Consider the following 24,393-nt stretch of genomic DNA (forward strand, 5'->3'; position numbering starts at 1 on the left):
GGAGAAGCGCGAGCTGCGCTACGGCCTGGCCACGCTGTGTGTCGGCGGCGGCATGGGCATCGCCACCATCATCGAACGTATTTGACCGGTAGGGCGGGTGAAACCCGCGCAAATCACTAGGCGCGGGTTTCACCCGTCCTACGCAGCAAGGAATCAGAGCAATGACTGACGCCATCCGTTACGAAAAGGGCCAGGACAATATCGTCGTCCTGACCATTGACATGCCTGGCCAGAGCGCCAACACCATGAACGCGGTGTACCGCGAGGCCATGGGCGCGGCCGTGGATCGCCTGGAGGCCGAGAAGGACTCCATTGCTGGCTTAATCCTCACCTCGGGGAAGAAGACCTTCTTTGCCGGCGGCGACCTCAATGAGCTGGTCACCATCAGCAAGGCCGATGCACCGCGCTTCTATGCCGGCATCCTCGAGCTCAAGGGCCAGCTGCGTCGCCTGGAGAGCCTGGGCAAGCCGGTAGTGGCTGCCATCAACGGCGCCGCCCTGGGTGGCGGCTGGGAAATCTGCCTGGCCTGCCATCACCGCATCGCCCTGAACGAAAGCCATGTGCAGCTGGGCTTGCCGGAAGTCACCCTCGGCCTGCTGCCGGGCGGCGGCGGGGTGGTACGCATGGTGCGCCTGCTGGGCCTGGAGAAGTCCTTGCCGTACCTGGTCGAGGGCAAGAAGGTGCGGGTCGACGCCGCGCTGAAAGCCGGCCTGCTGCATGACCTGGCCGATAACCGCGAGGCGCTGCTGAGCAAGGCCCGCGCCTGGATCGCCGCCAACCCGGTCGCCGTGCAGCCCTGGGATGTGAAGGGCTACAAGATACCCGGCGGCACGCCGAGCTCGCCGGCCATGGCGCAGATGCTGGTCATCGCGCCGAGCGTGCTGCGCAGCAAGACCAAGGGCTGCTTCCCGGCACCGGAGAAGATCATGTGTGCCGCCGTCGAAGGCGCGCAGGTCGACTTCGATACCGCGCAGCTGATCGAGGCGCGCTACTTCACCGAACTGGTCACCGGCCAGGTGGCGAAGAACATGATCGGCACCTTCTGGTTCCAGCTGAACGAGATCAACGCCGGCAGCTCGCGCCCGCAGGGCATTCCGCAGTACGTAACCAAGAAGGTCGGCGTGCTCGGTGCCGGCATGATGGGGGCTGGCATCGCCTATGTGTCGGCCGCGGCCGGCATCGAGGTGGTGCTCAAGGACGTTTCGCTCGAAGCGGCGGAGAAGGGCAAGGCCTATTCGGCCAAGCTGCTGGACAAGAAGGTCGCCAAGGGCCAGATGACGGCGGAGAAGCGCGACGCCTTCCTCGCCCGCATCCTGCCGAGTGCCAGCGACGCCGACCTCGAAGGTTGCGACCTGATCATCGAGGCGGTGTTCGAAGACCGTAACCTCAAGGCCAAGGTCAACGCCGCCGCCGAGGCCGCCGCGCTGCCGGATGCCGTGGTCGCGTCCAACACCTCGACCCTGCCGATCACCGGCCTGGCCACCGCAGTGCAGCGTCCGGACAAGTTCATCGGCCTGCACTTCTTCAGCCCGGTGGACAAGATGCCGCTGGTGGAGATCATTCGCGGCGAGAAGACCAGCGACGAGACCCTGGCCCGCGGTTTTGACTACGTGCTGCAGATCAAGAAGACCCCGATCGTGGTCAAGGATGCGCGCGGCTTCTTCACCTCGCGGGTGTTCGCCACCTTCATCAACGAAGGCATCGCCATGCTCGGCGAGGGCGTGAACGCGGCGATGATCGAGAACGAGGCGCTCAACGTGGGCATGCCGGTCGGCCCGCTGGCTATCTCCGATGAAATCTCCCTGAGCCTGGCTGCGCATATCCGCAACCAGAACATCGATGACCTCAAGGCCGAGGGCAAGGCCCTGCCACAGCACCCGGCCTTTGCCATCGTCGACCTGATGCTCGAGTTCAAGCGGCCGGGCAAGGCAGCTGGCGGCGGTTTCTACGAGTATCCAGCGGACGGTAAGAAATACCTCTGGCCGGAGCTCAAGGCCCACTTCGAGAAGGCCGAGCACCAGGTGCCGCGCGAAGATGTGCGCGATCGTTTCCTGTTTGCCCAGGCCATCGACACCGTGCGCTGCGTGGAGGAGGGCGTGCTGACCTCCACCGCCGACGCCAATATCGGCTCGATCTTCGGCATCGGCTTCGCTGCCTGGACGGGTGGCGCCCTGCAGTACATCAACCAGTACGGCCTGCAGGCCTTCGTCAGCCGCGCCCGGCAGCTTGCCGAGCGCTATGGCGAGCGCTTCCAGCCGCCGGCGCTGCTGGTCGAGAAAGCCAATAGTGGCGAGCTGTTCTGATCGAACGAGCTAACGCATGACCCTGCACTGGAGCAAATGCGTGAGTTCCAGTGTCCCTTTCGGGAGGCTTTTGGCCTCCCGTTTTTTTTGCCTGCCGTCTGGGCGAGATGGAGACGGAGAAATTGCAAATATCGACACTATGAGTGCGGCTTGGCGGCGTCCTGGCGGGCCTTGCGCAGCGTGCCCGGCGGGTGGCCTGCCCACTGGGCGAAGGCGCGGCGGAAGGTGGCCTGGTCGGAGAAGCCGAGGTCGGCGGCGATCTGCTTGACCGGCGTGTCCGTGCACGACAGCAGCTGCATGGCCTGGCGAAAGCGCCAGCCGTCCTTGATGCTCTGGAAACTCTCGCCCAGTGCGGCCAGCTTGCGGTGCAGAGTACGCGGCGACATGGCCATGTGCGACGCCGCCTCTTCCAGGGTCAGCGGCTGCGGCATGCTCTGCTGCAGCATGGCGACCAGGCGCGCCGGCAGCTCGGCCTGCTCGACCAGCACCTCGATGAAACTGGCCGGTGCGCGGCGCATCAGCCGGGAGATCTCCTCCGGCGTGCGGACGATGGGCAGCGCCAAGGTGTCGGCGGCGAACTCGATGCTGGCCTTCTCGGCGTCGAAGTGCAGGGGCGCGGCTAGCAGCATGCTCAAGGCCATGGCGTGCCTGGGTTTGCCCAGCGGCAGGGATACCGAGTTCAGCGGCACCCGCTGGCCAAACAGCCAGGACAGCACGCCGCAGAGGGTGAACAGTGCCAGCTCGTAGGCGAGGGCGCGATCGCCCGTGGGCGGCACCATCTCGAACAGGTTGAGCCGTGCCCGCTGGGTGCGGGTTTCGGCCTGGAACTCGGCGCGGAAATCGCCCATCACCAGGGCAATGCAGCGAGCCAGAACCGGTAGGCAATTCTGCAGCGTGGTGGTGGTCAGCGCCGCGCGGCAGAGCATTTCGATGCCGCCGATCGGCACCGCGCGCGAGTGCAGGCCGCAGGACTCGTCCTGCAGGCCGATGACGATGCCGCCGTAGAGCTGGGAGAACTGCTTGGTGCTGACCCGCGCGCCGCGCCCGCCCAGATCCGCCTCGTCGATATGCGCCATTGCCATCAGCTCGGCGCGCGACAGACCGCGGGCTTCGGCAGCTGTAAGCAGGCCGCGGGCGTAGCGGGCGGGGATCACGGCTTGGCTCAGGTCGACATTCACGGTGAAATCCTAGTTGGCTATTTTTGCCATATTTATGTCGTATCACGGCATCGACCCAACAGGCAAGCGAGCCAACACTGCGTACCCATCAACCCATGAGTACGAGGTGCAACGATGAGCTTCTCCAAGCAGGTGGTTTTCATTGCCGGCGGCAGCAGCGGGATCAATCTCGGCATCGCCGATGCCTTCGCCCAGGCCGGTGCCAGCGTGGCCATCCTCGGCCGCAGTCAGAACAAGCTCGACGCGGCCGTGGCCCAGCTGCTCCGCCATGGCGGGCAAGTCCTCGGCTTCGCCGCCGACGTGCGTGACTTCGATGGCGTGGCCACCGCCCTGGCGGCCACCGCCGAGCAGCTCGGCCCCATCGACGTGCTGGTGTCCGGCGCGGCCGGCAACTTCCTGGCCCCGGCCGCCAACATGTCGTCCAACGCCTTCCGCACCGTGGTCGACATCGACCTGCTCGGCACCTTCAATGTGCTGCGCGCGGCCTTCCCGCACCTGCGCAAGCCGGGGGCGCGCATCGTCAATATCAGCGCCGGGCAGAGCTGGATGCCGACGCCGCTGCAGGCCCACGTGTGCGCGGCCAAGGCCGGCGTCGACCAGCTGACCCGCACCCTGGCCATTGAGTGGGGGCAGACCGGCGTGCGCGTCAACTCGATCGCCCCGGGCCCCATCGAAGGCACCGAGGGCATGGCGCGTCTGGCGCCGAATGCCAAGGCCCACGCCGCCTGGGTGCGCTCGGTGCCGCTGGGTCGCTTCGGCCAGCTGGAGGACATCAGCAATGCCGCGCTCTGGCTCTGCTCGCCGCAGGCCGGCTACGTCACCGGCGTGGTGCTGTCGGTCGACGGCGGCCTGGCGCTGGGCGGCTCGGGAGCTATCACCCAGGCCCTGATGGGCTGAGTTTCGAAGTCCTTAATCGCAAGAGAGCGCCATGACCAACAATCAGCCCTTCGACCTGAACCTCGGCGACGACCAGCGCATGACGCGCGAGTCGCTGCAGCGCTTCGCCCAGGACGTCCTGCGCCGCCATAGCCGTGAGGCCGACGAGGCTGCCGGCGTGCCGGCGGACTTCTATACCCGCAGCCTGGAACTGGGCCTCACCCTCATGCCGATTCCCGAGGCCCAAGGTGGTGCGGGCGCCGCACGCTCGCCGATCTCCAACATGCTGGCCATCGAGGATCTGGCCTGGGGCGACATGTCCCTGGCGCTGGGTGCGGTGACGCCGCTGGCCTTCGTCAACACGTTGCTCGACCAGGGCAGCCAGGCCCAGCAGGAGAAATACCTGCCGCGCCTGGCCGGCGAAAACTTCGTCGCCGCCAGCGTGGCGCTGATGGAGCCGCGAGCGCGCTTCGACGCCAGCGAGCTGCGCACCACTGCGCGTCGCACCGGCACCGGCTACGTGCTCAATGGCGAGAAGTCCCTGGTGGCGCTGGGCCTGTCGGCCGAGCTACTGCTGGTGGTGGCGCAGCTACAGGACGAGGAGGGCACGGCCGCCTTTATCGTCGAGCGCGACGCCACCGGAGTGAGCGCCGTGCGCGAGGAGACCATGGGCCTCAAGGCGCTGGAGCTGGCGCGCATCCGCTTCGAGGAGGTGCAGGTCGAGGCCTGCGTCAGGCTCGGCGAGGGCGAGAAAGCTTTCGACCTGCAGCGCCTGGTGGATCTGGCGCGCATCGGCACCTGCGCCCTGGCGGTGGGTACCTGCCAGGCGGTGCTGGATTACGTGGTGCCCTACGTGAACGAGCGCAAGGCGTTCGGCGAGCCCATCGCCCAGCGCCAGTCCGTGGCCTTCATGGTGGCGAACATGGCCATCGAGCTGGAGGGCATGCGCCTGCTGACCTGGCGCGCGGCATCGCGCGCCGAGCAGGGCCTCGACTTCCACAAGGAGGCTTACCTGGCTCGCGTGCTCTGCGCCGAGAAGGCCATGGAGATCGGCACCAACGGCATCCAGCTGCTGGGCGGGCACGGCTTTATCCGCGAGCACCTGGTGGAGCTGTTCTATCGCAACTTGCGGGCCATCGGCCTGCTCGAAGGCGCGGCCATTATCTGAGCGCCGTCTACGACCTCTGGCAACGCCGTTTGACCGACGCGCAGCAGGTCGTGGAAGGGTTCTAAAGCGAGGAAAGCAACATGATCAACCTGGAAGTACCCGCCAAGCTGCAGACCGTGCCGAACATGGCGCGCACCCTGGCCAAGCAAGTGTTCCGCCCCATCAGCCGCAAGTACGACAAGGCCGAGCATGCCAAGCCCATCGAACTGGTGCCGGTGGCTGACATGATCAGGACGACCGGGGTCATGAACGGCCCGGTAGAGAAGGGCGAGCGCGCACCATCCGCCGGGGTGAAAAACGGCCAGAACATGATGGCGGTGCTGACTACCGCGGAAATGAGCTGGGGCGACGTGGCCATGCTCAACAGCATTCCGGGTCTCGGCCTGGGCAATGCGGCGATCACCGCCGTGGGCACGCCCGAGCAGCGCAATCAGTTCGGCAAGCTCTGGTGTGCCATGGCCATCACCGAGCCAGGCGCCGGTTCCGACACCGCCAACATCGTCACCAGCGCGCGGCTGGAGGGCGAGGAGTGGGTGCTCAACGGCGAGAAGATCTTCGTCACTGCCGGCCAGTTCTGCGATGCGGTGGTGGTCTGGGCAACGCTGGACAAGAAGCTCGGCAAACGTGCGATCAAGTCCTTCATCGTGCCCAAGGGCGCGCCGGGCATGCAGGTGGTGCGCCTGGAACCGAAGCTGGGCTTCCGGGTTTCCGACACGGCCGCCATCACTTTCACCGACTGCCGCATTCCCAAGGATCACGTGCTGGGTTCGGCGGAGATCGCCGAGGACGCCAAGCAGGCCCTCGGCGGCGCTATGCAGACCTTCGACAACACCCGCCCGGTGGTCGCGGCCATGGCCCTGGGCGTGGCGCGGGCGGCGCTCGACCTGTTGTACGAGATCCTCGGTCGCGAGGGCTTCACACCGAGTTACGAGCGCAGCCTGTGGAACGCCAGCGCGCTGGAGGCGGAGATCTACCGCATGGAGGCCGACTACGAGGCGGCGCGCCTGCTCAGCCTGAAGGCGGCGTGGATGGCGGACAACAAGCGGCCCAACTCCATGGAGGCGTCGATGGCCAAGGCCAAGGCGGGGCGCATGGGTAATCAGGTGACCCTGCGCTGCGTCGAGCTCTGCTCGACCCTCGGCTTCAGCGAGGAACACCTGCTGGAGAAGTTCGCCCGCGACTCGAAGATCCTCGACATCTTCGAGGGCACCCAGCAGATCCAGCAGCTGATTGTTGCCCGTGCTGTGCTGGGGCTTTCGTCGGCGCAGCTCAAGTAGTAGGAGTCGTTGATGAGCACGATGAAGCTGGAAAAACACGACGGGATCTTCGTTCTCACCCTGACCCAGGGAGAGGCCGGCAACCTGCTGTGCGACGAGGTGCTGCAGGAGTACCAAGAGAACTTCGACGCGATCGAGCGTGAGCGTGGCAATGTGGCACTGGTGATCACCAGTACCGATCCCAAGACCTTCTGCAACGGCATCAACCTGCCGTGGCTGATGCGGCAGAAGAATCCCATGGCCTTTGCCTCGCGGCTGGAGAACTTCCTGATTCGCCTGGGCCTGCTCAACCTGCCGGTGGTGGCGGCCATCAATGGCAACGCCTATGCCGGCGGCGCGCTGATCGCCACGGCCAGCGACTTCCGCCTGATGCGCGCCGATCGTGGGCGCTTCTGCTTCTCGGAGGTGAAGATCAAGCTGCCCTTCACTCCGGCGCTGCTGGATATCGTGCGCCTGCTGCCAAACCGCGCTGCCATCGAGGAGTTGGCGCTGACCGGCAATGCCTGGGGCGGCGAGGAGTGCGCGCGCCGTGAGGTGGTGCAGCAGGCGCTGCCGGAAGACCAGGTGCTGCCTGCCGCCATGGCCCTGGCTGCCGATATGGCGACCCGTGATCGCGCCACCTACACGGCGATCAAGCGCGGCCTGCGTCCGGTGCTGGTGGGGCTGGCCGGGCAGCGCGGTATCCCTGTAGTTTGAGCACATCCGGCGCCTGCCGAGCAGGCGCCATCCCGTGGATGAAACAGGAGTTCATGATGTCCAGATTGCCCGCACCACTGGATCGTTTGCCCTTTCCGGTGATCGGCTCGCCGCTGTTCATCATCAGCAACCCCAAGCTGGTGATCGAGCAGTGCAAGGCCGGCGTGGTCGGCTCCATGCCGGCGCTCAATGCCCGTCCCGCCTCACTGCTGGAAGACTGGCTGGCGGAGATAACCGAGACCCTGGCGGCCCATAACCGGGAAAATCCCGACAGCCCGGCGGCGCCCTTTGCCATCAACCAGATCGTGCACCGCAGCAACGACCGCCTGGAGCACGACATGGAGCTCTGCGTGAAGTATCGCGTGCCGATCATCATCACCTCGCTCGGTGCGCGCGAGGACATCTACGCGGCGGCGCATTCCTATGGCGGCGTGGTGCTGCACGACGTGATCAACAACGCCTTTGCCCGCAAGGCGGTCGAGAAGGGCGCCGATGGCCTGATCGCCGTCGCCGCAGGTGCAGGAGGCCATGCCGGGGAGAAGAGCCCGTTCGCCCTGATCCAGGAGATCCGCCAGTGGTTCGATGGCCCGCTGGCCCTGTCCGGCGCCATCGCCACCGGCGGCGCCGTGCTGGCCGCCCAGGCCATGGGCGCTGACTTCGCCTATATCGGCTCGGCCTTCATCGCCACCGAGGAGGCCAATGCCGCCGACACCTACAAAAAGGCCATCGTCGAGTGCTCGTCCGACGACATCGTCTACAGCAACCTCTTCACCGGCGTGCACGGCAACTACCTGAAGCCGTCGATCATCGCCGCTGGCCTGGATCCCAACGCCCTGGCGCAGAGCGATCCCAGCCAGATGAACTTCGGCGGTGACGCCAAGAAGGCCTGGAAGGACATCTGGGGCTGCGGCCAGGGTATTGGCTCGGTCAGCAGGGTGCAGGCGGTAGCCGGCTATGTTGCCCAGCTCAAACGTGAATATGCAGAGGCGAAGGCTAGATTGGTTGAAGCCTGAATAGGCATAGGGTGGGGGGAGTGTGCCTGCTTTCTGCCGATAGCGAGCCTTTGCGAGAGGCTGCTACCGGTCAATAGCGGACGTTGGACTATCACTCCCTCAGCTTCTGAGCTATCGAGCGTAGCGGCGAAAGCACTTGCCGCTTGGTCTCACTGGCGAATGACTCCTGCTCGAAGATTGGCAATGCAGCTACGGCTTCATCTGGCTGCTTGTAGCCGGGGAACAGAACTGCGTCGCTGTGCCCCCATACTCGATCATGGTGTTGGCCAGGGAGGCCCGCCACGCGACATAGGGCAGGAAGCCTCCGGCATGAGCATCGCTCGAGGCCATGCCCTCGAGTTCTTTGCCAGGGCCTCAGTTGTCGGTGGTGCGCGGGTGCTCGGAAGTGGGAGCTCAACTGGCCGCACCTCTATTACTACGCCAGCTGCATAGCTGCATGTCAGCGATTTTCTGAATAAAGAGATGCCCCTTCGATCGCGCTCGCGTGCGCCCACGGCTGTCTAGTCAGATCCGCTCAACGGCCATTCTCTCGGCTGGATCATTGAACACCAAATTAGGTGATCACCTTATTTTGTGATTCCTTGATAATACTTGCTTGGAGACGGTTTTTTTGTCTGCATTGGCAGGCCTGTTTCGATTCAAAAAACTCTTGTATGTGCTGATTTAGAGCCTTCTTAATCCTTAAGAATTAAACGGTGGAAATTGGTTCCTTTTGGCGGCCGTAGGCGCCTGGTCGCCATGCTACTGTCGCCGGCAGTTACACCAACATCCATTGGAGAGCCGTATGAAAACAAAAACATGGCCAGGGATATTTCAGCTCAATGCCCTCGCACTGGGAGTCGCCCTCGGCAGTGCTGTCCCCGCCTATGCAGTGAACTTCAATATCGGGGAGATCGAGGGTCAGCTCGATTCGTCGTTGTCCGTGGGGGCCAGCTGGTCCACTGCCAGTCCGGACAAGGATCTGATCGGCATGGCCAACGGTGGTCGGGCCTTCACCCAGACCAACGACGATGGGCACATGAACTTCAAGAAAGGGGAAACCTTCTCGAAGATCTTCAAAGGCATCCATGACCTCGAGTTGAAGTACGGCGACACCGGTGTATTCGTGCGCGGCAAGTACTGGTACGACTTCGAACTGAAGGACGAGAGCCGTCTGTTCAAGGATATCGACGACCACAACCGTAAAGAGGGCGCCCAGTCTTCCGGGGCGGAGATGCTGGACGCCTTCGTCTACCACAACTACAGCATCGGCGACGTACCGGGCAGCGTGCGCCTCGGCAAGCAGGTGGTCAGCTGGGGTGAAAGCACCTTCATCGGCAACAGCGTCAACTCGATCAACCCCGTGGACGTTTCGGCGTTCCGCCGACCGGGGGCCGAGATCAAGGAAGGTCTGATTCCGGTCAACATGTTCTATATGTCGCAGACCATCACCGACCAGCTTTCGGCGGAAGCCTTCTACCAGCTGGAGTGGGACCAGACGGTCGTCGACAACTGCGGGACGTTCTTCTCCGGCACCGACGTGGCCGCCGATGGCTGCGACAACAACTACAACATCCTCGACCCGGCCACCATCGCGCAGATCCAGGCAGCCTCAGGCGCCGGGCTCCTGCCAGGTGTAGAGGTCGACTCGGAAGGGTTGGTGGTGCAGCGTGGCGGTGACCGTGACGCGCGTGACTCCGGGCAGTGGGGCCTGGCCCTGCGCTGGCTGGGGGATGACACGGAGTACGGCGCCTACTTCATGAACTACCACAGCCGCACGCCGATCGTGAGCATGCAGAATGCCGACCGTGCGGGTGTCATCGATACGCTGGTAGCGCTGGGCGGGCCGCTGGGAACCAATGCTGCACTGCCGATGTTGCTGGGGCGCGGCAGCTACTTCCTCGAATATCCGGAAGATATCCGCCTGTACGGCCTGAGCTTCTCCACCACGCTGCCTACCGGCACATCCTGGTCGGGCGAGCTCAGCTACCGGCCGAACATGCCGTTGCAGACCAACACCACCGACCTGACGCCAAACCTGGCCAATACCGTGGTCAACGGCTTCCTCAGTGGTGGCGCTGCGGGTGCATTGGCGCAGGCGGGCGTCGAGACCCACGGTTACCAGCGCAAGGAAGTTACCCAGGCGCAGACGACCCTCATCCACTTCTTCGATCAGGTAATGGGGGCCAGCCGTCTGACCCTGATGGGTGAGCTGGGCTACACCCGTGTCGGCGCGATGACCAACGAGGTCGGCAATCGCTTCGGTCGCGACGCCACTTTCGGCGTGCCGGAGAATGCGCTGGCCGATCAGCGTTTCGGCTCGCACGGCTTCTTCACTTCCTCGTCCTGGGGATACCGCGCGCGCGGCATCCTCGAATACAACAACGTCTTCGCAGGCATCAACCTCAAGCCAAGCCTGGCCTGGTCGCACGATGTCGATGGCTACGGGCCGGTGTTCAACGAAGGCACCAAGGCGGTCAGCATCGGTCTGGACGCCGACTACCTCAATACCTATACCGCCGGCCTCAGTTACACCAACTTCTTTGGCGGTGATTACAACACCCAGAGCGATCGCGACTTCGTTGCGCTTAGCCTCGGCCTGAACTTCTAATCTGTCAGCACGAGAATCAGTCAAATGAAAAGAACAAGCACACTGATTACTGCGTTTGGTTTGTCGTTGTTTTCCCTCTCGGTGCTGGCGGCGGTTCCGGCAGAAGAAGTGGCCAAGCTGGGCGTCAGCCTGACTCCCCTGGGCGGTGAAATGGCGGGGAACGTCGACGGCAGCATCCCGGCATGGACCGGCGGGCTGCCGGTGGATGCGGCGCCGGTGACGGCGAACGGTTTCCTCGGCGATCCCTATGCCGGAGAGAAAGCGCTGTTCACCATCACGGCGCAGAACGTCGAGCAATACCGGGACAAGTTGTCGCCGGGCATGCTCGCCATGTTCAAGCGCTACCCCGAGACCTTCTCGATGCCGGTCTTCGTGACTCACCGCTCGGCATCCATTCCCAAGGACATCGCGGAGAAGGTGAAGATCAGCGCCGCCAAGACCAGCCTGATAGAAGGTGGCAACGGCCTGAAGAACTTCACCGAGAGCCGCTACTACGCGTTCCCCATTCCGCAGAATGGTCTGGAGGCGGTGTGGAACCATATCACCCGCTATCGCGGCGGCAACCTGAAGCGCCTGTATGTGCAGGCAGCCCCCCAGGCCAACGGCGTATACAGCCTGGTCAACTTCGAGGACGAGGTGGCGTTCCCGGACTTCATGCCCGACCTGGCCCCACAGAAGGCGGCCAACGCTCTGCTGTTCTTCAAGCAGCGGGTAACGGCGCCTTCGCGCCTGGCGGGTAACGTGCTGCTGGTGCACGACTCGCTCGACCAGATCGCGGACCCGCGCATGGCTTGGATGTACAACGCCGGCCAGCGTCGTGTTCGCCGTGCACCGCAGGTGGCCTACGACGGCCCCGGTACTGCCGCCGACGGCCTGCGCACCTCGGACAACTTCGACATGTACAACGGTGCGCCGGATCGCTATGACTGGAAGCTGAAGGGCAAGCGGGAGATGTACATCCCGTACAACAACTTCCGCCTCCTCAGCCCATCGGTGAAATATGCCGATCTGCTCAAGCCGGGGCATACCAACCAGGAGCTGTCGCGTTACGAGCTGCACCGTGTCTGGGAAGTGGAGGCCACGCTCAAGGCCGGTCAGCGCAACATCTACGCCAAGCGCACCTTCTTCATCGACGAGGACACCTGGACCATCGTGCTTTCCGACCTGTATGACGGGCGTGGTCAGCTGTGGCGTGTCGGTGAGGCGAAGGCGATGCCGTACTACCAGCGGCAGATACCGGCATTCGCCTTCGAGGCGCTGTATGACCTGACCGCCGGTCGTTATATAGCTACCGGGTTGAGCAACGAGGAGAAGCAGTTCGTTCAGTTCGACATCAAAGCGACGGCCGCCGACTTCACGCCTGCAGCATTGCGCAACGCTGGCGTTCGATAAGACGGGGTACACTCGGGATCAGGAGAGGGCTTTGCGGCCCTCTCCTGATTTCGTGTCTACGCCCCAGGTGGCGAACCCACTGTGCAACCACCGGTTATTTGAGAGATGAGGGCTGCTCATGCACGACAATGTTCGTGTGTTGCCTGGGGGGCATTCGCGGCCGTTGGGCGCCGTGCTGCCGCGGCTGCCGAATACGCATGTCCCGCGTTCGCGGCTGTTCCGCCAGCTGTTGGCGGGAGACAACAAACTTACCCTGATCTGCGCTCCTGCCGGCTACGGCAAGAGCGTGCTACTGCTGGAGTGCGTGCGCCAGGCTGGCCAGCATACCCGAGTGATCTGGCTGGAGCTGCTGGGCCATGCACTGACGCCGCGCGAGTTGCTGGCCAGGCTCGCGGGAGCCCTGGAACTGCCCTATGGCGGCGGCGAGCCGGATGTGGAACTTGCCCACCTGGTTGGCCGGGTAGTACGCCCCACCTGGATCGTGCTCGACGACTACCCGCGGCGTGACGACGCAGAGTTCGATCGCTGTCTTGAACAACTGCTGGAGCGCTCCCCGCATACCTTGCGCTGGTGGGTAGGCACGCGCCGCCGACCGGACTGGAGCCTGCCGCGGCTATTGCTGCAGGGTGGCGTACGCGAGGTCGGTGTTGCGGACCTGGCGTTCAACGAGCAAGAGCTCGGCGATTTGCTGTCTGCACGCAGGCTGGAGTTGTCCGAGGCTCAGCAGAGTCAACTGTTCCAACAGAGTTCTGGCTGGCCCGCCGGCATCTGCCTGCAGCTTCTCGAAGACGAGGCAGCCGATTTGAACCTGCGCCAGGGTGCGAGCACTTCCCTGATGCAGGAGTACCTCGAGCGCGAGGTCCTGAGCGATCTTTCATCGGTGCAGCGCGAGTCCCTGTGCCTGCTCGCGCAACTGCCGCGTTTCTCAGTTGCGCTGTCGCAGCATGTGCTGGCCAGCATTGGCGATGAGCAGATATTCGCCCAGCTGAGGCAGCGGCAACTGTTGATCCCCTCGGCAGAGGGCGAGGGCTGGTATCGCCTGGCGCTACCGATAGCCAGCAGGCTGCGCATAGCCTCCTTCGATACGCATACCGCGCGCGTGCATGTGCTGGCCTGCCAGTGGTTTGCCCAGCACGGCATGGTGCGCGAGGCGGTGGAGCACGCATTGCTGGCTGGCCAGCCCGAGGCGGCTGCCAGCTATTTGCAGCGTTATGGCGAAGACCAGTTGCTGATCGGCCGCAGCGTCTCGCAGTTGCTGCGCTGGCGTGACGAGTTGCCGGAGAACCTGTTCTTCAGCTCGCCACGCCTGATCATCCTGCAGGCCTGGGCGCTGATCATCTGTGGCCGCCTGGAAGAGGCGCAAAGCTGCATTGCCGAACTGGGGCGCTTCTTCCCGCAGTCGGATGCGCATCGTCAACGGCAACTGCTGGCGCAGTACCAGGTGGTCATGGGCGTGCTGCAGCGCCAATGCGGGCTGCCGACTGCGAAGCTCTATTGCCAGGAAGCGCTGCCGGTGCTCGACGAGGCCGCCTGGTCGCAGCAGGCCCTCTGCCACCAGGCACTGGCCCAGCAGGCTGCTGCCGAGTTCGACCTGCCGTTGGCGCAGCATCACTGCCTTGGTGGTCTGCGGCTGGCAAGGCAGCACCAGAGCCAGCTGTTCGAAACCCTGCTCAGTGTCGACCATGTGCACCTGCTGATGATGCAGGGCGAGTGTGAGGCGGCATTGCTCGAAGCCGCACAAACCTTGCAGTCGCTGCGCGACGCGAAGGTGCGCGGGCCGCTCTACGCACGCCTGCTGATTCTGAGCGGTACCTTGCAGGCCCATTCGGGTGATGTGGCAAGGGCCCGCGCCACGCTGCACGAGGCGGTGCAGGAAGCTGAGTCCTGCGAGGACGCCAACCTGCTCTTCGGTTACCTCGGCCTGGCCGGGTTGGCCATCGAGGAGGAGCGCCTGGAACTGGCCGACAAGCTGTTACGGGACGCCGAGCAGCAGATGCTGAACTATCGAGTCCCCAGTGTGCGTTACCGCAACGCGCTGGAGCATGCCCGGGGCGAGCTGTGCCTTGGCGCCGGCCGTGCGGAACAGGCGCAGGCGATCTTCTCCGAGGTGCGTCGCGTCCTCGAGGCGGAAACGCTGCTGGCGCCGTCGGGCTTCTACGATCTGTTGCTCAAGACTCGCCTCAGCCAGGCCAGCGCCGAGATCGCCCTCGGCAATCTGCAGGCTGCCCAGACGGAGCTGCAGGCCTTGCTGGAGGATTGCTCGCGCGGTGGCTACCTGTTGCTGGCGACCCAGGTGCGGGTTCGCCTGGCGGAAGTGCTGGAGCAGGCCGGCGAGCATGACCAGGCGGATGAGCATCTGCTGGCGGCCTTGTTCCAGGCACAGAGCCAGCAGCAGCTCAGGCCGATACTGGAGCTGCAGCGCCATGACGAGCGCTGGCTGGACCAGTTGCTGCTGGCGCATGAGGAGCTGCTGCCGCTGCGTCAGCGCCTGTTGGGCTCGGGTGACGCGGATCTCGGCTTGCCGTCCGCGATGCAGACCCTGAGCAAGCGCGAGCTGATCGTGCTGAGCCAGATCGCCAAGGGACTGTCCAACCAGCAGGTCGCCGACGCGCTGTTCATCTCGCTGCACACGGTGAAGTCGCATGCGCGCCGGATCAACGCCAAGCTGGGGGTGGAGCGGCGTACTCAGGCAGTCGCCTTGGCCAAGGAGCAGGGGCTGATCGACTGAGTGCCTGCGCAGGAGCGTGCTCCTGCACAGGCGTTGCTTCAGGCCTGGCCGAGTGCGCGGGCGATGACGGCGTCCGCCAGTTCGCCGTAGGGCGCGAACATCGCCGCCACCAGGTCGTTCTCGCCGCGGTAGAACACCGAACGCAGGTTGGAGAACTCGAGGAACCCCTCATGCCCGTGATGGCGGCCGCTACCGCTCTTGCCTACGCCACCGAACGGCAGGCAGGGCATGGCGGCATGTAGCGCGGCCGAGTTGATGCAGACACCTCCCGACACCGTGTGTGCCAGAACCTGTTCGGCGATGGCGGGCGTCTCGGTGAATACATAGATGCCCAGCGGGCGTTCACCGGCGTTGATGTAGTTCACCGCCTCGGCAATTTCGCCGTAGGTCTTGATCGGCAGGATCGGGCCGAAAATCTCGTGCTGCATCAGCAGCATGTCATCACTGACATCGAGAACCAGGGTCAGGGGCATGCGCCGGCCGTAATCATCCGGGTCGCCGCCTAGCTGTACCAGCGTGGCGCCCTTGGTCACTGCATCGGCCAGGTAGTCCTGCAGCCGCTGCAGGTGGCGCTGATTGATGATGCCGGTGGTGTCCGGGCGCTTGCTGTAGTCGGGGAGGTGGGTGTGCATGTGCTCGCGCACCAGGCTGACGAACTGATCGCGCTGCGCATGGGGCACCAGGACGTAATCCACGGTGACGCACATCTGCCCGTTCTTGATCGTCTTGCAGCCGATGATCTGTTCGACGTTGCGGGCACTCAGGCCGTCGGCGGCGATCAGCGCCGGGCACTTGCCGCCCAGCTCGAGGGTTACCGGCACCAGATTCTGCGCGGCCGCCACCGCGATGCTGCGGCCGACCTCGGTGCTGCCGGTGTACATCAGGTGGTCCCAGTTCAGGGTCGGGAAGAACTTGGCCAGCTCCAGGCCGCCGGCGACTGCGGCGACCTGGGCCGGGTCGAAGGTGCTGCGGATCATCTCCAGGGTCAGCTCGCTGCAGGCCGGGGTCAGGTCGGAGGGCTTGATGATCACCCGGTTGCCTGCCGCCAGCATCTCGACTGCGGGGCCGATGCCGATGTCGAAGGGGAAATTCCACGGCGCCATGTTGCCCACGACGCCCTTGGGCTGCGCCACGACCATGGCCTTGCCGGAGCCATACAGTGCAGCGTCGGCGTTGCGCTCTTGCGCCTGCATCCATCCGGCAAGGTGCTCGGCAACGTACTGGGCGCGCCCGGCGACGCCCAGGCATTCCACCAGGTCGGCGAACTGGCGCGGGTGCGAGGAGAAGTCCGCGGCGATCGCCTCCTGAATCTTCTGGCGGTTGACCAGCATCATGTTGGCCAGCGCGCCGAGCAACTCGAGGCGCTGCGCGAGACTGGGTGCGGGGTTGTCCAGGAACGCTCGTTTCTGCAGGTCGAAGATGTCGCGCAGCCGGGCGATGGCTGCCGCGTCGGAGCCTTCTTGTTGTTCGCGTTCGATAAAGGTCATGACGTATCTCCTGTCTGATGACACGACAACGCGGCCCATGACGATTGCCAGGGGCCGCGCAGCCGAGGGGTAGGGGGCTGACTCAGTAGCCGCGCTCGCCGTACCAAGACATGAATTCCTCGATGCCTGGCATATCGGTGGTGTTGGCGTTGCCGTCCATCACTACTTGCACCACTGCGGGCTTGTTACTGGCCAGGGCGCGCTGGATGGCGGGGGCGATGTCCTCGGCTCGCTCGACGAATTCACCATGGGCGCCAAAGCCTTGCGCCACGATGTCGAGGCGCAGTTGCTTGCCCCAGTGGGCCTCGGTCTCGGCCGACTCCATGCCGAACGCATTGCGGTAGACGGCCACTTCCAGGCCCCAGGCGTAGTCGCAGCCGATCACGCAGACGACCGGCAGGTTCTTGCGCACCGCCGTTTCCAGCTCAGAGATATGGAACAGGAAGGCCGAGTCACCGGATAGCAGCACCACGCGGCGACTGTCACCGACCATCAGCTGTGCGCCGATGGCGACCGGCAGGCCCATGCCAAGGTGGCCGAAGTTCTGGCTCCACAGCACGTCGCTCGAACGAACCTGGGTAAAGGCGCCGGCGAACATGCTGAACGAGCCACCGTCACGCACCATCAGCACGTTGTCGGGCAGATCCTTGGTCGCCTCGACCACCAGGCGCGCTGGATGCACCGGCTGCGAAGTGGTAGGCACATGCGCCAGCATGCCGGCACGGAACTTGGCGGCTGAGGCCTCCAGGCCGATCAGCTGGGCACTGGCCTGGCGCTGGAGAGGACGCAGGGCTGCGCTCAGTTGCGGGGCGATGTCACGCAGGTCGCCGACCAGGGGGACATCGATCGGGCGGTTGACCCCGATCGCCAGGACATCGCGCTCGATGTAGATCCACTTGCGGTCGGTATTGCCCTGGGCCCAGTGCCGGCCGACGCCATAGTGCACCTGCTCACCGATCTCGGTGCCGATGGCGATCACCACGTCGGCTTCGGCGACAGCGCGGATGCCCACCGGGGAGGCGTAGGAGAAGGTGCGGCTTTCCACGCCTGGCAGAACACCGCTGCCGCCCGGGGTCTGGATCACCGGGCAGGCGAGGGCCTGCGCCAGTTCGGCGACGACGGTATGGGCACGTGAAACGTGCACGCCCTGGCCAACCAGCAGAATCGGTGCTTTGGCGCTGCTGAGCAGCTCCACGGCTTCGGCGATGAGCTGGGTGTCGGCAGCCTGATGCACCAGGCGATATTGCTCAGGCTTGAGCAGTGGGCCGAGGTCGATCTGCTTGTCGAGTACGTTCATCGGGTACTCGATGTAGACCGGGCCGGGCGTGCCGGACAGCGCCCGACGGAAGGCTTCGCGGAATACTTCATCCACCTGTTCGGCGTATTCGATGATGCCGACGTACTTCATCGACTCTTCGAAGTGCTTGGGCTGGCGGGTGTACTGGAACTGCCCGCGTTTGACTCGCTGGTCAAACACTCGCTCACGCTGGCCGGCAATGAAGATGGTCGGCACGTTCTCCTTGGCGGCGCAGATGGCGGCTGCCGCCAGGTTGGCGACGCCTGGCCCCTGGTTGCCCACTACCACGCCGGGAATGCCGGTGGTACGCCAGTGGGCATCGGCCATGAAGGCGCCGGACTGCTCGTGGTGGGGCGCCACTACCGTCCAGCCGCGTTTCTCCGCGGCGGTGAACATGCCGATGAAGCTCGGGTCGGGGATGCCGAACAGGGTTTTGATGCCCTCGGCTTCCATCAGCTCCAGCATGCGGTCGTGTACCAAGTAACTCATACCTACTCCTATGTCAGCCGTCTTGCCCCGGCCGTTCTGAGCGATGATCGGTGTCGTTCCGGCCGCCTTTGCTGCGCGGCTGTCTAATCGACCCAGGCATCGCTATGATGGTGAAAATGGACGGTCTTATTTAAGGTGATTACCTTAAAATAAATCTAAGGTCTGTACCTTATAGGTGTCAATTGATTTGCGGGGCTGACGCATGAAACCGCGGAATACGCGCGAGAAAATCCTGGCGACCTGCCGCAAGCTGTTCAATGCCAAAGGTGTGTCTGTGGTCACCACGGCAGGCATTGCTGAGGCGGTGGGGATCAACGAAGGAAACCTGTACTACTACTTCAAGAAGAAGGCCGACATCCTCGATGTGCTGTTCGAGCAGTTCACCGAGGAGCAGCTGCAGCTGCTGGATGGCGAGCAGGATGTGCGCCTGTGGTTCCAGCTGATGTGGGACTGGCGTTTCTTTTACCGCGACAGCATGGCGCTGTTCACGCTGCAGCCCTTGCTGCGCCAGAGCCTGCAGGACATGTCGAATCGTGTGCAGGCACGCGCACTGGATCGCCTGCTCGATATGGTCAAGCAGGGCCAGCTGAGAGCAAGCGAAGAGGAGCTCAAGGTGCTGTTGGAGAACAGCTGGATCATCTCGACCTACTGGATCGAGTATCTGCACTCACGGCATGGCATTACTCGAGTCACCCGCAAGCACCTGGAGTGGGGCTACCAGCAGATGCTCGCGCTCTACCGCCCTTATATGTTCCCGACTGCCTGAGCCTCCTGATGGTTGGTGCTAGACAGCGCTCTGCAGGGCGCCGTCGAGCACACTTTGGCTCACTGGCGCTTCACGCCTTCTACGGTGTTCATGCGCGCGCGCATGATCCACTGCATGAGTCCCGGCGATAGGCGCTGCAGGAACCAGCCCAGGCCGACCTCCTTGCGTGGTGTCACGCAGAACAGCTTGCCTTTCACTACCGCCCGCAGCACGTCGTCCGCGACCTGCTCGGGCGAGGTACCCTTCTTGGCGTAGTGCTCGATTGCCTGGGCCTGGCGCTCCTGGGCGGTGCTGCCGCTCATCTTGGTGTTCTTGATGATCGCGGTGTTGATCGTGCCGGGGCAGAGGATGGTCAGGCCGACATTGCTGCCGTGCAGCTCTCCGGCCAGCGATTGCGACAGCCCGACCACGGCATGCTTGGAGGCGCAGTAGGGCGCGGTACGTGGCATGGGAATGATGCCTGCCCCGGATGCGGTGTTGATGATGTGCCCGGGACTGTCTTGCTCGAGCATCCGCGGCAGGAAGGCGTGCAGCCCATGTACGACGCCCATCACGTTGATGTTCATGACCCACTTCCAGTCAGCCAGTTCGGTATCGACCACCGCTCCTGCGTGGCCCACCCCGGCATTGTTGAACAGCAGGTTGACGCGACCTTCGCGGGTGAATACCTCGTTGGCGAATACGCTCACCGCCGCCGCATCGGCTACATCGAGCCGATAGGGGCTGGCATTGTCCAGCTCCTGGGCCACCGCAGTAGCTGCCGCGAGATCGATGTCGGTGCAATAGACCTTGCAACCCTGGGCGCTCAGCGCATGGGCAATGGCACGACCGATACCAGAACCCGCGCCGGTGACCACTGCGATCTTGTTGTTGTAATAGGCCATCTTTTGCAAGGAACACGCTCCTGAAGGGATGTAGGGCCATGCAGGCCCGAAGACGAGACGAGGTCTTCGGACGTTGCTCGGTAGGGCTGATTCAGTCGTGCCTGGCACGCCAAGAGGCAGCGGAAAAATAATAAGGTGTTCACCTTAGTTTTGTCTATGTTAGCCTCGGCTGAACACGCCAGCCCCTGCGCCTGACTTGCTGAAGGCCGAGCGTTTCAGGTCGATTGGTGAAGTTGTTTGTCGAGCGCTCCCTGCGCATTCTTTCGCCTGCGTGGCTGGTGCCATAACAAGAAATAGAGGTTCATTCACATGACGAATCCCCTGCAAACGGCCAGTAATGCCTGGCGTGTCCTGTTCCTGCTCTTTCTGGCGAATCTGTTCAACTTCTTCGATCGCACCATTCCCTCGGTGATCATCGAGCCGATGCGCATGGAATGGAGCCTGAGCGACTTCCAGGTAGGGCTCGCCGGCACCGCATTCACCATCATCTACGCACTGGCGGGGCTGCCGCTGGGGCGCATGGCCGACACCGGGAAGCGCAGCAGGATCATGGGCTGGGGGCTGATCGTGTGGAGCGGCCTGACGGGCCTGACCGGCATGGCCTGGAACTTCTGGAGCTTTCTGCTCATACGGATGGGGGTAGGGGTAGGGGAGGCCAGCTATGCACCGGCCGCCAACTCGCTACTGGGCGACCTGTTCCCTACGCACAAGCGGGCGCGGGCCATGGGCATCTTCATGCTCGGCCTGCCCATTGGACTGCTGCTGGCCTATTTCACCGTGGGCGCGATGGTCAAGGCATTCGACAGCTGGCGTGCGCCGTTCTTCATCGCGGCGGTGCCTGGTCTGATTCTGGCGCTGTTCATTTTCATGATCCGGGAGCCCGAGCGTGGCTCGGCCGAAGCCGTTCAGGTCTCCAAGGACCCCATTGAGCGGCCACTGCGCAGAATCTTGTCCATCCGCACGTTCTGGTGGCTGCTCCTGGCTGGCCTGGCGTTCAACTTTGCATCCTATGCCTGCAACACCTTCATGGTGCCGATGCTGCAGCGCTACTTTCTGTTGCCGCTGGAGCAAGCAGCAGTGGCCACGGGCGTCATCGTCGGTGTGACGGGGCTGATCGGTCTGACAGTGGGGGGCTGGCTCGCGGATCATGTGCATCAGCGTTGGCCCAGCGGGCGCCTGCTGTTCGCGGCGCTGAGCATGCTGGTATCGGCCCTGGCCACCGGCTTCGCCTTGTTTGCCGGGCGCATCGAGGTAGGCGTTTTCGTGGCAATCTTCAGCCTCGGCTGGCTGTTCTCCTACAACTACTTCACCTGCGTCTACACCGCGATTCAGGATGTGGTCGAACCCCGTCTGCGGGCCACCGCGATGGCGTTGTTCATGGCTGGGCTTTACCTGTTGGGCGGAGCCATGGGGCCGATCGGTGTCGGTCTGCTTTCGGATCACTTCGCCCATGCGGCAATGGTGGCGGCGGGGGCGAGCGAGATGAACGAAGCCTTCAAGGCCGTGGGCTTGCACGATGCCATGTACCTGATCCCGATTGCCTTCCTGCTGACCATGCTGGCGCTGCTCCAGGCGTCGAGCTGCTTTGTCGGCGATAGTGCGCGCATGGGCCATCATCCGTAGACGGTGCTGTTCGCTATGCCTCAAATACCCGATGCCGGTCGCCAGCTGCCAGCGTTCGCTATCAGTCGGAAGCATGTATTTGAAATGGACGTCGGCCCTGGTGCATCTCTTCGATGGATGTCGCTGGCATGGGCGGTTATGTCTTGCACCCGATCCATTGAGTGAACAGCCAAGGTCGAGGGAGCCAAGTCATATCTGAGGGTGTTTGCCTCAGCCGAGCTCGTTTAGTAAAAAATATTTAAATCAAATAACAAATATTATTAGTTTGTTGTGAGTTAAAGGGCTGGGCACACTACGCGCCTCTGTCAGCCCAGCCGTTTTCCTCACAAGGGGAAGCGGTATAGCTTCCACTGCAAGCCGGCTGACAGGTCTTCTTTCATTCGGAGCTCCGGCGCTCCGCTCATGCACCCTGTCGCAGCTTCTTACCCCACCGGGTTAAGAGTGAGCATGAAGCAGGGCTGTAGTGGGGCAGGCTGGTTGAGATGTCCTGCGAGTCTTTGACTCTTCGCCGGGATATCACCTGGACACCTGAGTTGTTCCTTAGTCCAAGGATGGACGCTCCCGACGCAGGTCTGCGTCTTGGGCCCCTCAACATACGCTGACGGGCCTCTTTTATTGATTAGTAGTTGGTAGTGATCTTGAACGGCAAATTGAAAAGCTGGGTGGCGGGATTCGGCCCCGCGCTGGCCGCTACGCACCCGCGTGAGGCGCTACGCGCTGCTACGGGCTGTTTCATGGGGATGCTAATCACCCTCTTGATCTGCCAGCAGCTTTTTCCTGCGCCGATGCTGATGTATCTGTTTGGGCCTTTGGCCGCATCCTCGGTATTGCTCTTTGCTGTTTCCTCGGGGGCATTGGCGCAGCCTTGGTCATTCCTCGGTGGATATCTAGTCGCCACTTTGGTCGCCGTGAGCCTGGGGCAATGGCTCGGGTACTCGATCCCGCTCGCTTGCTGGGCTGTTGGGATCAGCGTGCTGTTGATGTGTCTGTTGCGCTGCGTCCACCCGCCGGCCGGAGCGGTGGCGCTCTGCGTCCATCTAAGTGGAGTGGCTGTCGAGCAGCACGGGTTTGGCTTGGTAGTCCCAGTCATGAGCGCCGCTGCCAGCCTGCTCGGCTGCGCACTGATCTACAACAATCTATCTGGCGTGAGCTATCCCAAGAGGCCCGGCAATCCGGACCTTCACCACACCCGGGACCCGTCCGCGGAGTTGCGTGTCGGGATTTCCGATGAGGACCTCGAACATGCTCTCGAGGACTTTGGGGGAATTGTCGACATAACTCGGGATGATCTGGCCAGGCTTGTCCGCACGACGGAGCGCTACGCACTCAAGCGTGGAATGGGGCGTATGGTCGCCGAGCAGATCATGTCGCGGGATTTACGCTGCGTCAGCCCGAATACAAGGCGTGAACAAGCATTGGCCATGTTGCGGCGTCATCGTCTGCGCAGTTTGCCCGTACTGGATGACGACAAGCGTCTGGTTGGGATTGTCAGCCTGGTAGATCTGATCAGCCGCCCAAGGGGCATCAGCCCATTCTTGCCCTGGAACCTTGGAAAACGCGTTCTGGTCGGGCAGCTCATGACCAGCCCGGTGCGCTACGTCGAAAGCCAGGCCCATGTGGTAGAGCTGATCCCATTGCTCTCTACTCAAGGGCTGCACTGCCTGCCCGTTCTGGATGACGGGGCGCTGGTTGGGATCATTACGCAGACCGACCTGATCGCCGCGCTCCAGCGTGATCTGCTGGAACATGTAGGCTGATCAGATCATGGGGTCCCAGCGCTGCGACCAATCGCTGTTATGTGCCACCACATCGCGTAGGCACTCAATGGCCTGATGCAGGGAGTCGGGGCATCGATCGCGGAAATACAGCAGATAGACTGGATAGGTGAACTCCGGAGCCTGCGGCACCAGTTCGAGCATCCCGCAGTCCAGGTAGCTCTGTACTACCCGTGTGCGGAAGTAGCCGGAGCCGCCCGACCCAAGGATGTATTGCAGGGCCAGCGGGCCTAGGTTGAAGCTGATTTCGGCACGGCTGTTCTGGGGCAGCGCTGCGTTATGTCGATGCCGGAAATCCTCCCCCCAGTCGACAAAGACATATGGGCCGGGAAGGTGAGGGTTGCGCACCTGGACCAGCTTCTCCTCGAGTAGAAGCTCAACCTGCAAGCCTTGCCAATACAAGGGGTGGTAAACCAGCGCAGCGTCCAATGCTCCTTGTTCCAGCCGGCGCAGCAAATTGATGCCATCAGCGATATGGCTGTGAACGGCATGCTTGGGCATCGCCTGGCGCAATGCGCTGACCCATTTCAGCATCAGTGGGTTGCACAGGCTCGGTTCACCGCCGATGTGCAGAATTTCAGCGCAGCTTTGCGGAAGAGGCAGCTCCTGCTGCGCTGCTTCCCAGGCGCTTACTATTCGATTGGCGAAGTCGACAAACGCTTCCCCATCAGGCGTCAACTTGGCCCCGGAGCGATTGCGCACAAACAGGCTGCAGTTGAGCTGACTTTCGAGGCTTTGTACTCGGGCAGTAATGGCTGCCTGAGTCAGGTGCAGATGCTCTGCTGCACCCACGAAACTGCCGCAGCGCACGATCTCCAGAAAAGTACGCGCCAGATCTACAGTCATTCGGA

The 24,393-nt window shown here is 63.3% G+C and carries 18 protein-coding genes; 13 read left to right on the top strand and 5 right to left on the bottom strand.

What is annotated here, in order from left to right; all coding sequences use genetic code 11:
* The coding region (locus tag PTT45_RS11885; protein ID WP_273814231.1) for a hypothetical protein at positions 1-85 on the top strand (85 nt) is incomplete at its 5' end.
* A 76-nt stretch (positions 86-161) separates the two neighbouring features.
* A complete protein-coding gene (locus tag PTT45_RS11890) occupies positions 162-2,303 on the top strand; it encodes a 3-hydroxyacyl-CoA dehydrogenase NAD-binding domain-containing protein (protein ID WP_273813502.1) in 2,142 nt (713 codons plus the stop codon).
* 137 nt (positions 2,304-2,440) lie between these two features.
* Here PTT45_RS11890 and PTT45_RS11895 read toward each other — a convergent pair whose 3' ends face one another.
* Entirely contained in the window at positions 2,441-3,481 is a 1,041-nt protein-coding gene (locus PTT45_RS11895) for an AraC family transcriptional regulator ligand-binding domain-containing protein (protein ID WP_273813503.1), read from the bottom strand.
* Between the two features lie 114 nt (positions 3,482-3,595).
* Between PTT45_RS11895 and PTT45_RS11900 the strand changes: the two genes are divergently transcribed.
* The 8 genes from PTT45_RS11900 to PTT45_RS11935 all read left to right on the top strand — a co-directional run bounded on the left by PTT45_RS11900 (position 3,596) and on the right by PTT45_RS11935 (position 15,221).
* On the top strand, positions 3,596-4,378 hold the full coding sequence (locus PTT45_RS11900; RefSeq protein WP_273813504.1) for an SDR family oxidoreductase: 783 nt from the start codon (positions 3,596-3,598) through the stop codon (positions 4,376-4,378).
* 31 nt (positions 4,379-4,409) lie between these two features.
* Positions 4,410-5,525, top strand: coding sequence for an acyl-CoA dehydrogenase family protein (locus tag PTT45_RS11905; RefSeq protein ID WP_273813505.1), 1,116 nt, complete (start codon positions 4,410-4,412; stop codon positions 5,523-5,525).
* Between the two features lie 83 nt (positions 5,526-5,608).
* Complete coding sequence (locus PTT45_RS11910) at positions 5,609-6,802, top strand: acyl-CoA dehydrogenase family protein (RefSeq protein WP_273814233.1); 1,194 nt, start codon at positions 5,609-5,611, stop codon at positions 6,800-6,802.
* Positions 6,803-6,814: 12 nt separating this feature from the next.
* On the top strand, positions 6,815-7,498 hold the full coding sequence (locus PTT45_RS11915) for an enoyl-CoA hydratase/isomerase family protein (RefSeq protein ID WP_273813506.1): 684 nt from the start codon (positions 6,815-6,817) through the stop codon (positions 7,496-7,498).
* Positions 7,499-7,554: 56 nt separating this feature from the next.
* Complete coding sequence (locus PTT45_RS11920) at positions 7,555-8,511, top strand: NAD(P)H-dependent flavin oxidoreductase (protein ID WP_273813507.1); 957 nt, start codon at positions 7,555-7,557, stop codon at positions 8,509-8,511.
* A 784-nt stretch (positions 8,512-9,295) separates the two neighbouring features.
* Entirely contained in the window at positions 9,296-11,101 is a 1,806-nt protein-coding gene (locus tag PTT45_RS11925; RefSeq protein WP_273813508.1) for a DUF1302 domain-containing protein, read from the top strand.
* Positions 11,102-11,125: 24 nt separating this feature from the next.
* On the top strand, positions 11,126-12,493 hold the full coding sequence (locus PTT45_RS11930; RefSeq protein ID WP_273813509.1) for a DUF1329 domain-containing protein: 1,368 nt from the start codon (positions 11,126-11,128) through the stop codon (positions 12,491-12,493).
* Between the two features lie 118 nt (positions 12,494-12,611).
* Positions 12,612-15,221, top strand: a complete 2,610-nt coding sequence (locus tag PTT45_RS11935; protein ID WP_273813510.1) for a LuxR C-terminal-related transcriptional regulator — start codon at positions 12,612-12,614, stop codon at positions 15,219-15,221.
* A 38-nt stretch (positions 15,222-15,259) separates the two neighbouring features.
* On the opposite strand, the gene PTT45_RS11940 is transcribed toward PTT45_RS11935, so the two are convergent.
* Together PTT45_RS11940 and PTT45_RS11945 are read right to left on the bottom strand one after the other, a co-directional pair.
* Positions 15,260-16,708 carry an aldehyde dehydrogenase family protein gene (locus tag PTT45_RS11940; protein WP_273813511.1) on the bottom strand — a complete coding sequence of 483 codons (1,449 nt, stop codon included), beginning with the start codon at positions 16,706-16,708 and terminating at the stop codon, positions 15,260-15,262.
* Positions 16,709-16,790: 82 nt separating this feature from the next.
* The gene (locus tag PTT45_RS11945) at positions 16,791-18,494 is read right to left on the bottom strand and encodes a thiamine pyrophosphate-binding protein (protein ID WP_273813512.1); all 1,704 of its coding nucleotides are present in this window, start codon (positions 18,492-18,494) and stop codon (positions 16,791-16,793) included.
* Between the two features lie 202 nt (positions 18,495-18,696).
* On the opposite strand from PTT45_RS11945, the gene PTT45_RS11950 reads away from it, so the two are divergent.
* Positions 18,697-19,260: a TetR/AcrR family transcriptional regulator gene (locus PTT45_RS11950; RefSeq protein ID WP_273813513.1), complete on the top strand. Its 564-nt coding sequence runs from the start codon at positions 18,697-18,699 to the stop codon at positions 19,258-19,260.
* Between the two features lie 59 nt (positions 19,261-19,319).
* Here the strand turns inward: PTT45_RS11950 and PTT45_RS11955 are convergent, their stop codons facing one another.
* Positions 19,320-20,144: an SDR family NAD(P)-dependent oxidoreductase gene (locus tag PTT45_RS11955; RefSeq protein WP_273814235.1), complete on the bottom strand. Its 825-nt coding sequence runs from the start codon at positions 20,142-20,144 to the stop codon at positions 19,320-19,322.
* Between the two features lie 309 nt (positions 20,145-20,453).
* Between PTT45_RS11955 and PTT45_RS11960 the strand changes: the two genes are divergently transcribed.
* Positions 20,454-21,767: a spinster family MFS transporter gene (locus PTT45_RS11960; protein WP_273813514.1), complete on the top strand. Its 1,314-nt coding sequence runs from the start codon at positions 20,454-20,456 to the stop codon at positions 21,765-21,767.
* Positions 21,768-22,405: 638 nt separating this feature from the next.
* Complete coding sequence (locus PTT45_RS11965) at positions 22,406-23,524, top strand: HPP family protein (protein ID WP_273813515.1); 1,119 nt, start codon at positions 22,406-22,408, stop codon at positions 23,522-23,524.
* Here PTT45_RS11965 and PTT45_RS11970 read toward each other — a convergent pair whose 3' ends face one another.
* Positions 23,525-24,388: a LysR family transcriptional regulator gene (locus PTT45_RS11970; RefSeq protein ID WP_273813516.1), complete on the bottom strand. Its 864-nt coding sequence runs from the start codon at positions 24,386-24,388 to the stop codon at positions 23,525-23,527.
* Between the last annotated feature and the right edge of the window lie 5 nt (positions 24,389-24,393).

Origin of the sequence: Pseudomonas sp. Gutcm_11s (genome assembly GCF_028649395.1) — a bacterium.
Lineage (GTDB): Bacteria > Pseudomonadota > Gammaproteobacteria > Pseudomonadales > Pseudomonadaceae > Aquipseudomonas.

Excerpts from the sequence above, each read along its gene's own strand:
- PTT45_RS11935 (WP_273813510.1), top strand. The coding sequence starts at position 12,612 with ATGCACGACAATGTTCGTGTGTTGCCTGGGGGGCATTCGCGGCCGTTG.
- PTT45_RS11970 (WP_273813516.1), bottom strand. The coding sequence starts at position 24,388 with ATGACTGTAGATCTGGCGCGTACTTTTCTGGAGATCGTGCGCTGCGGC.
- PTT45_RS11945 (WP_273813512.1), bottom strand. The coding sequence starts at position 18,494 with ATGAGTTACTTGGTACACGACCGCATGCTGGAGCTGATGGAAGCCGAG.
- PTT45_RS11920 (WP_273813507.1), top strand. The coding sequence starts at position 7,555 with ATGTCCAGATTGCCCGCACCACTGGATCGTTTGCCCTTTCCGGTGATC.
- PTT45_RS11950 (WP_273813513.1), top strand. The coding sequence starts at position 18,697 with ATGAAACCGCGGAATACGCGCGAGAAAATCCTGGCGACCTGCCGCAAG.
- PTT45_RS11925 (WP_273813508.1), top strand. The coding sequence starts at position 9,296 with ATGAAAACAAAAACATGGCCAGGGATATTTCAGCTCAATGCCCTCGCA.
- PTT45_RS11940 (WP_273813511.1), bottom strand. The coding sequence starts at position 16,708 with ATGACCTTTATCGAACGCGAACAACAAGAAGGCTCCGACGCGGCAGCC.
- PTT45_RS11915 (WP_273813506.1), top strand. The coding sequence starts at position 6,815 with ATGAGCACGATGAAGCTGGAAAAACACGACGGGATCTTCGTTCTCACC.
- PTT45_RS11900 (WP_273813504.1), top strand. The coding sequence starts at position 3,596 with ATGAGCTTCTCCAAGCAGGTGGTTTTCATTGCCGGCGGCAGCAGCGGG.
- PTT45_RS11960 (WP_273813514.1), top strand. The coding sequence starts at position 20,454 with ATGACGAATCCCCTGCAAACGGCCAGTAATGCCTGGCGTGTCCTGTTC.
- PTT45_RS11905 (WP_273813505.1), top strand. The coding sequence starts at position 4,410 with ATGACCAACAATCAGCCCTTCGACCTGAACCTCGGCGACGACCAGCGC.
- PTT45_RS11930 (WP_273813509.1), top strand. The coding sequence starts at position 11,126 with ATGAAAAGAACAAGCACACTGATTACTGCGTTTGGTTTGTCGTTGTTT.
- PTT45_RS11890 (WP_273813502.1), top strand. The coding sequence starts at position 162 with ATGACTGACGCCATCCGTTACGAAAAGGGCCAGGACAATATCGTCGTC.
- PTT45_RS11955 (WP_273814235.1), bottom strand. The coding sequence starts at position 20,144 with ATGGCCTATTACAACAACAAGATCGCAGTGGTCACCGGCGCGGGTTCT.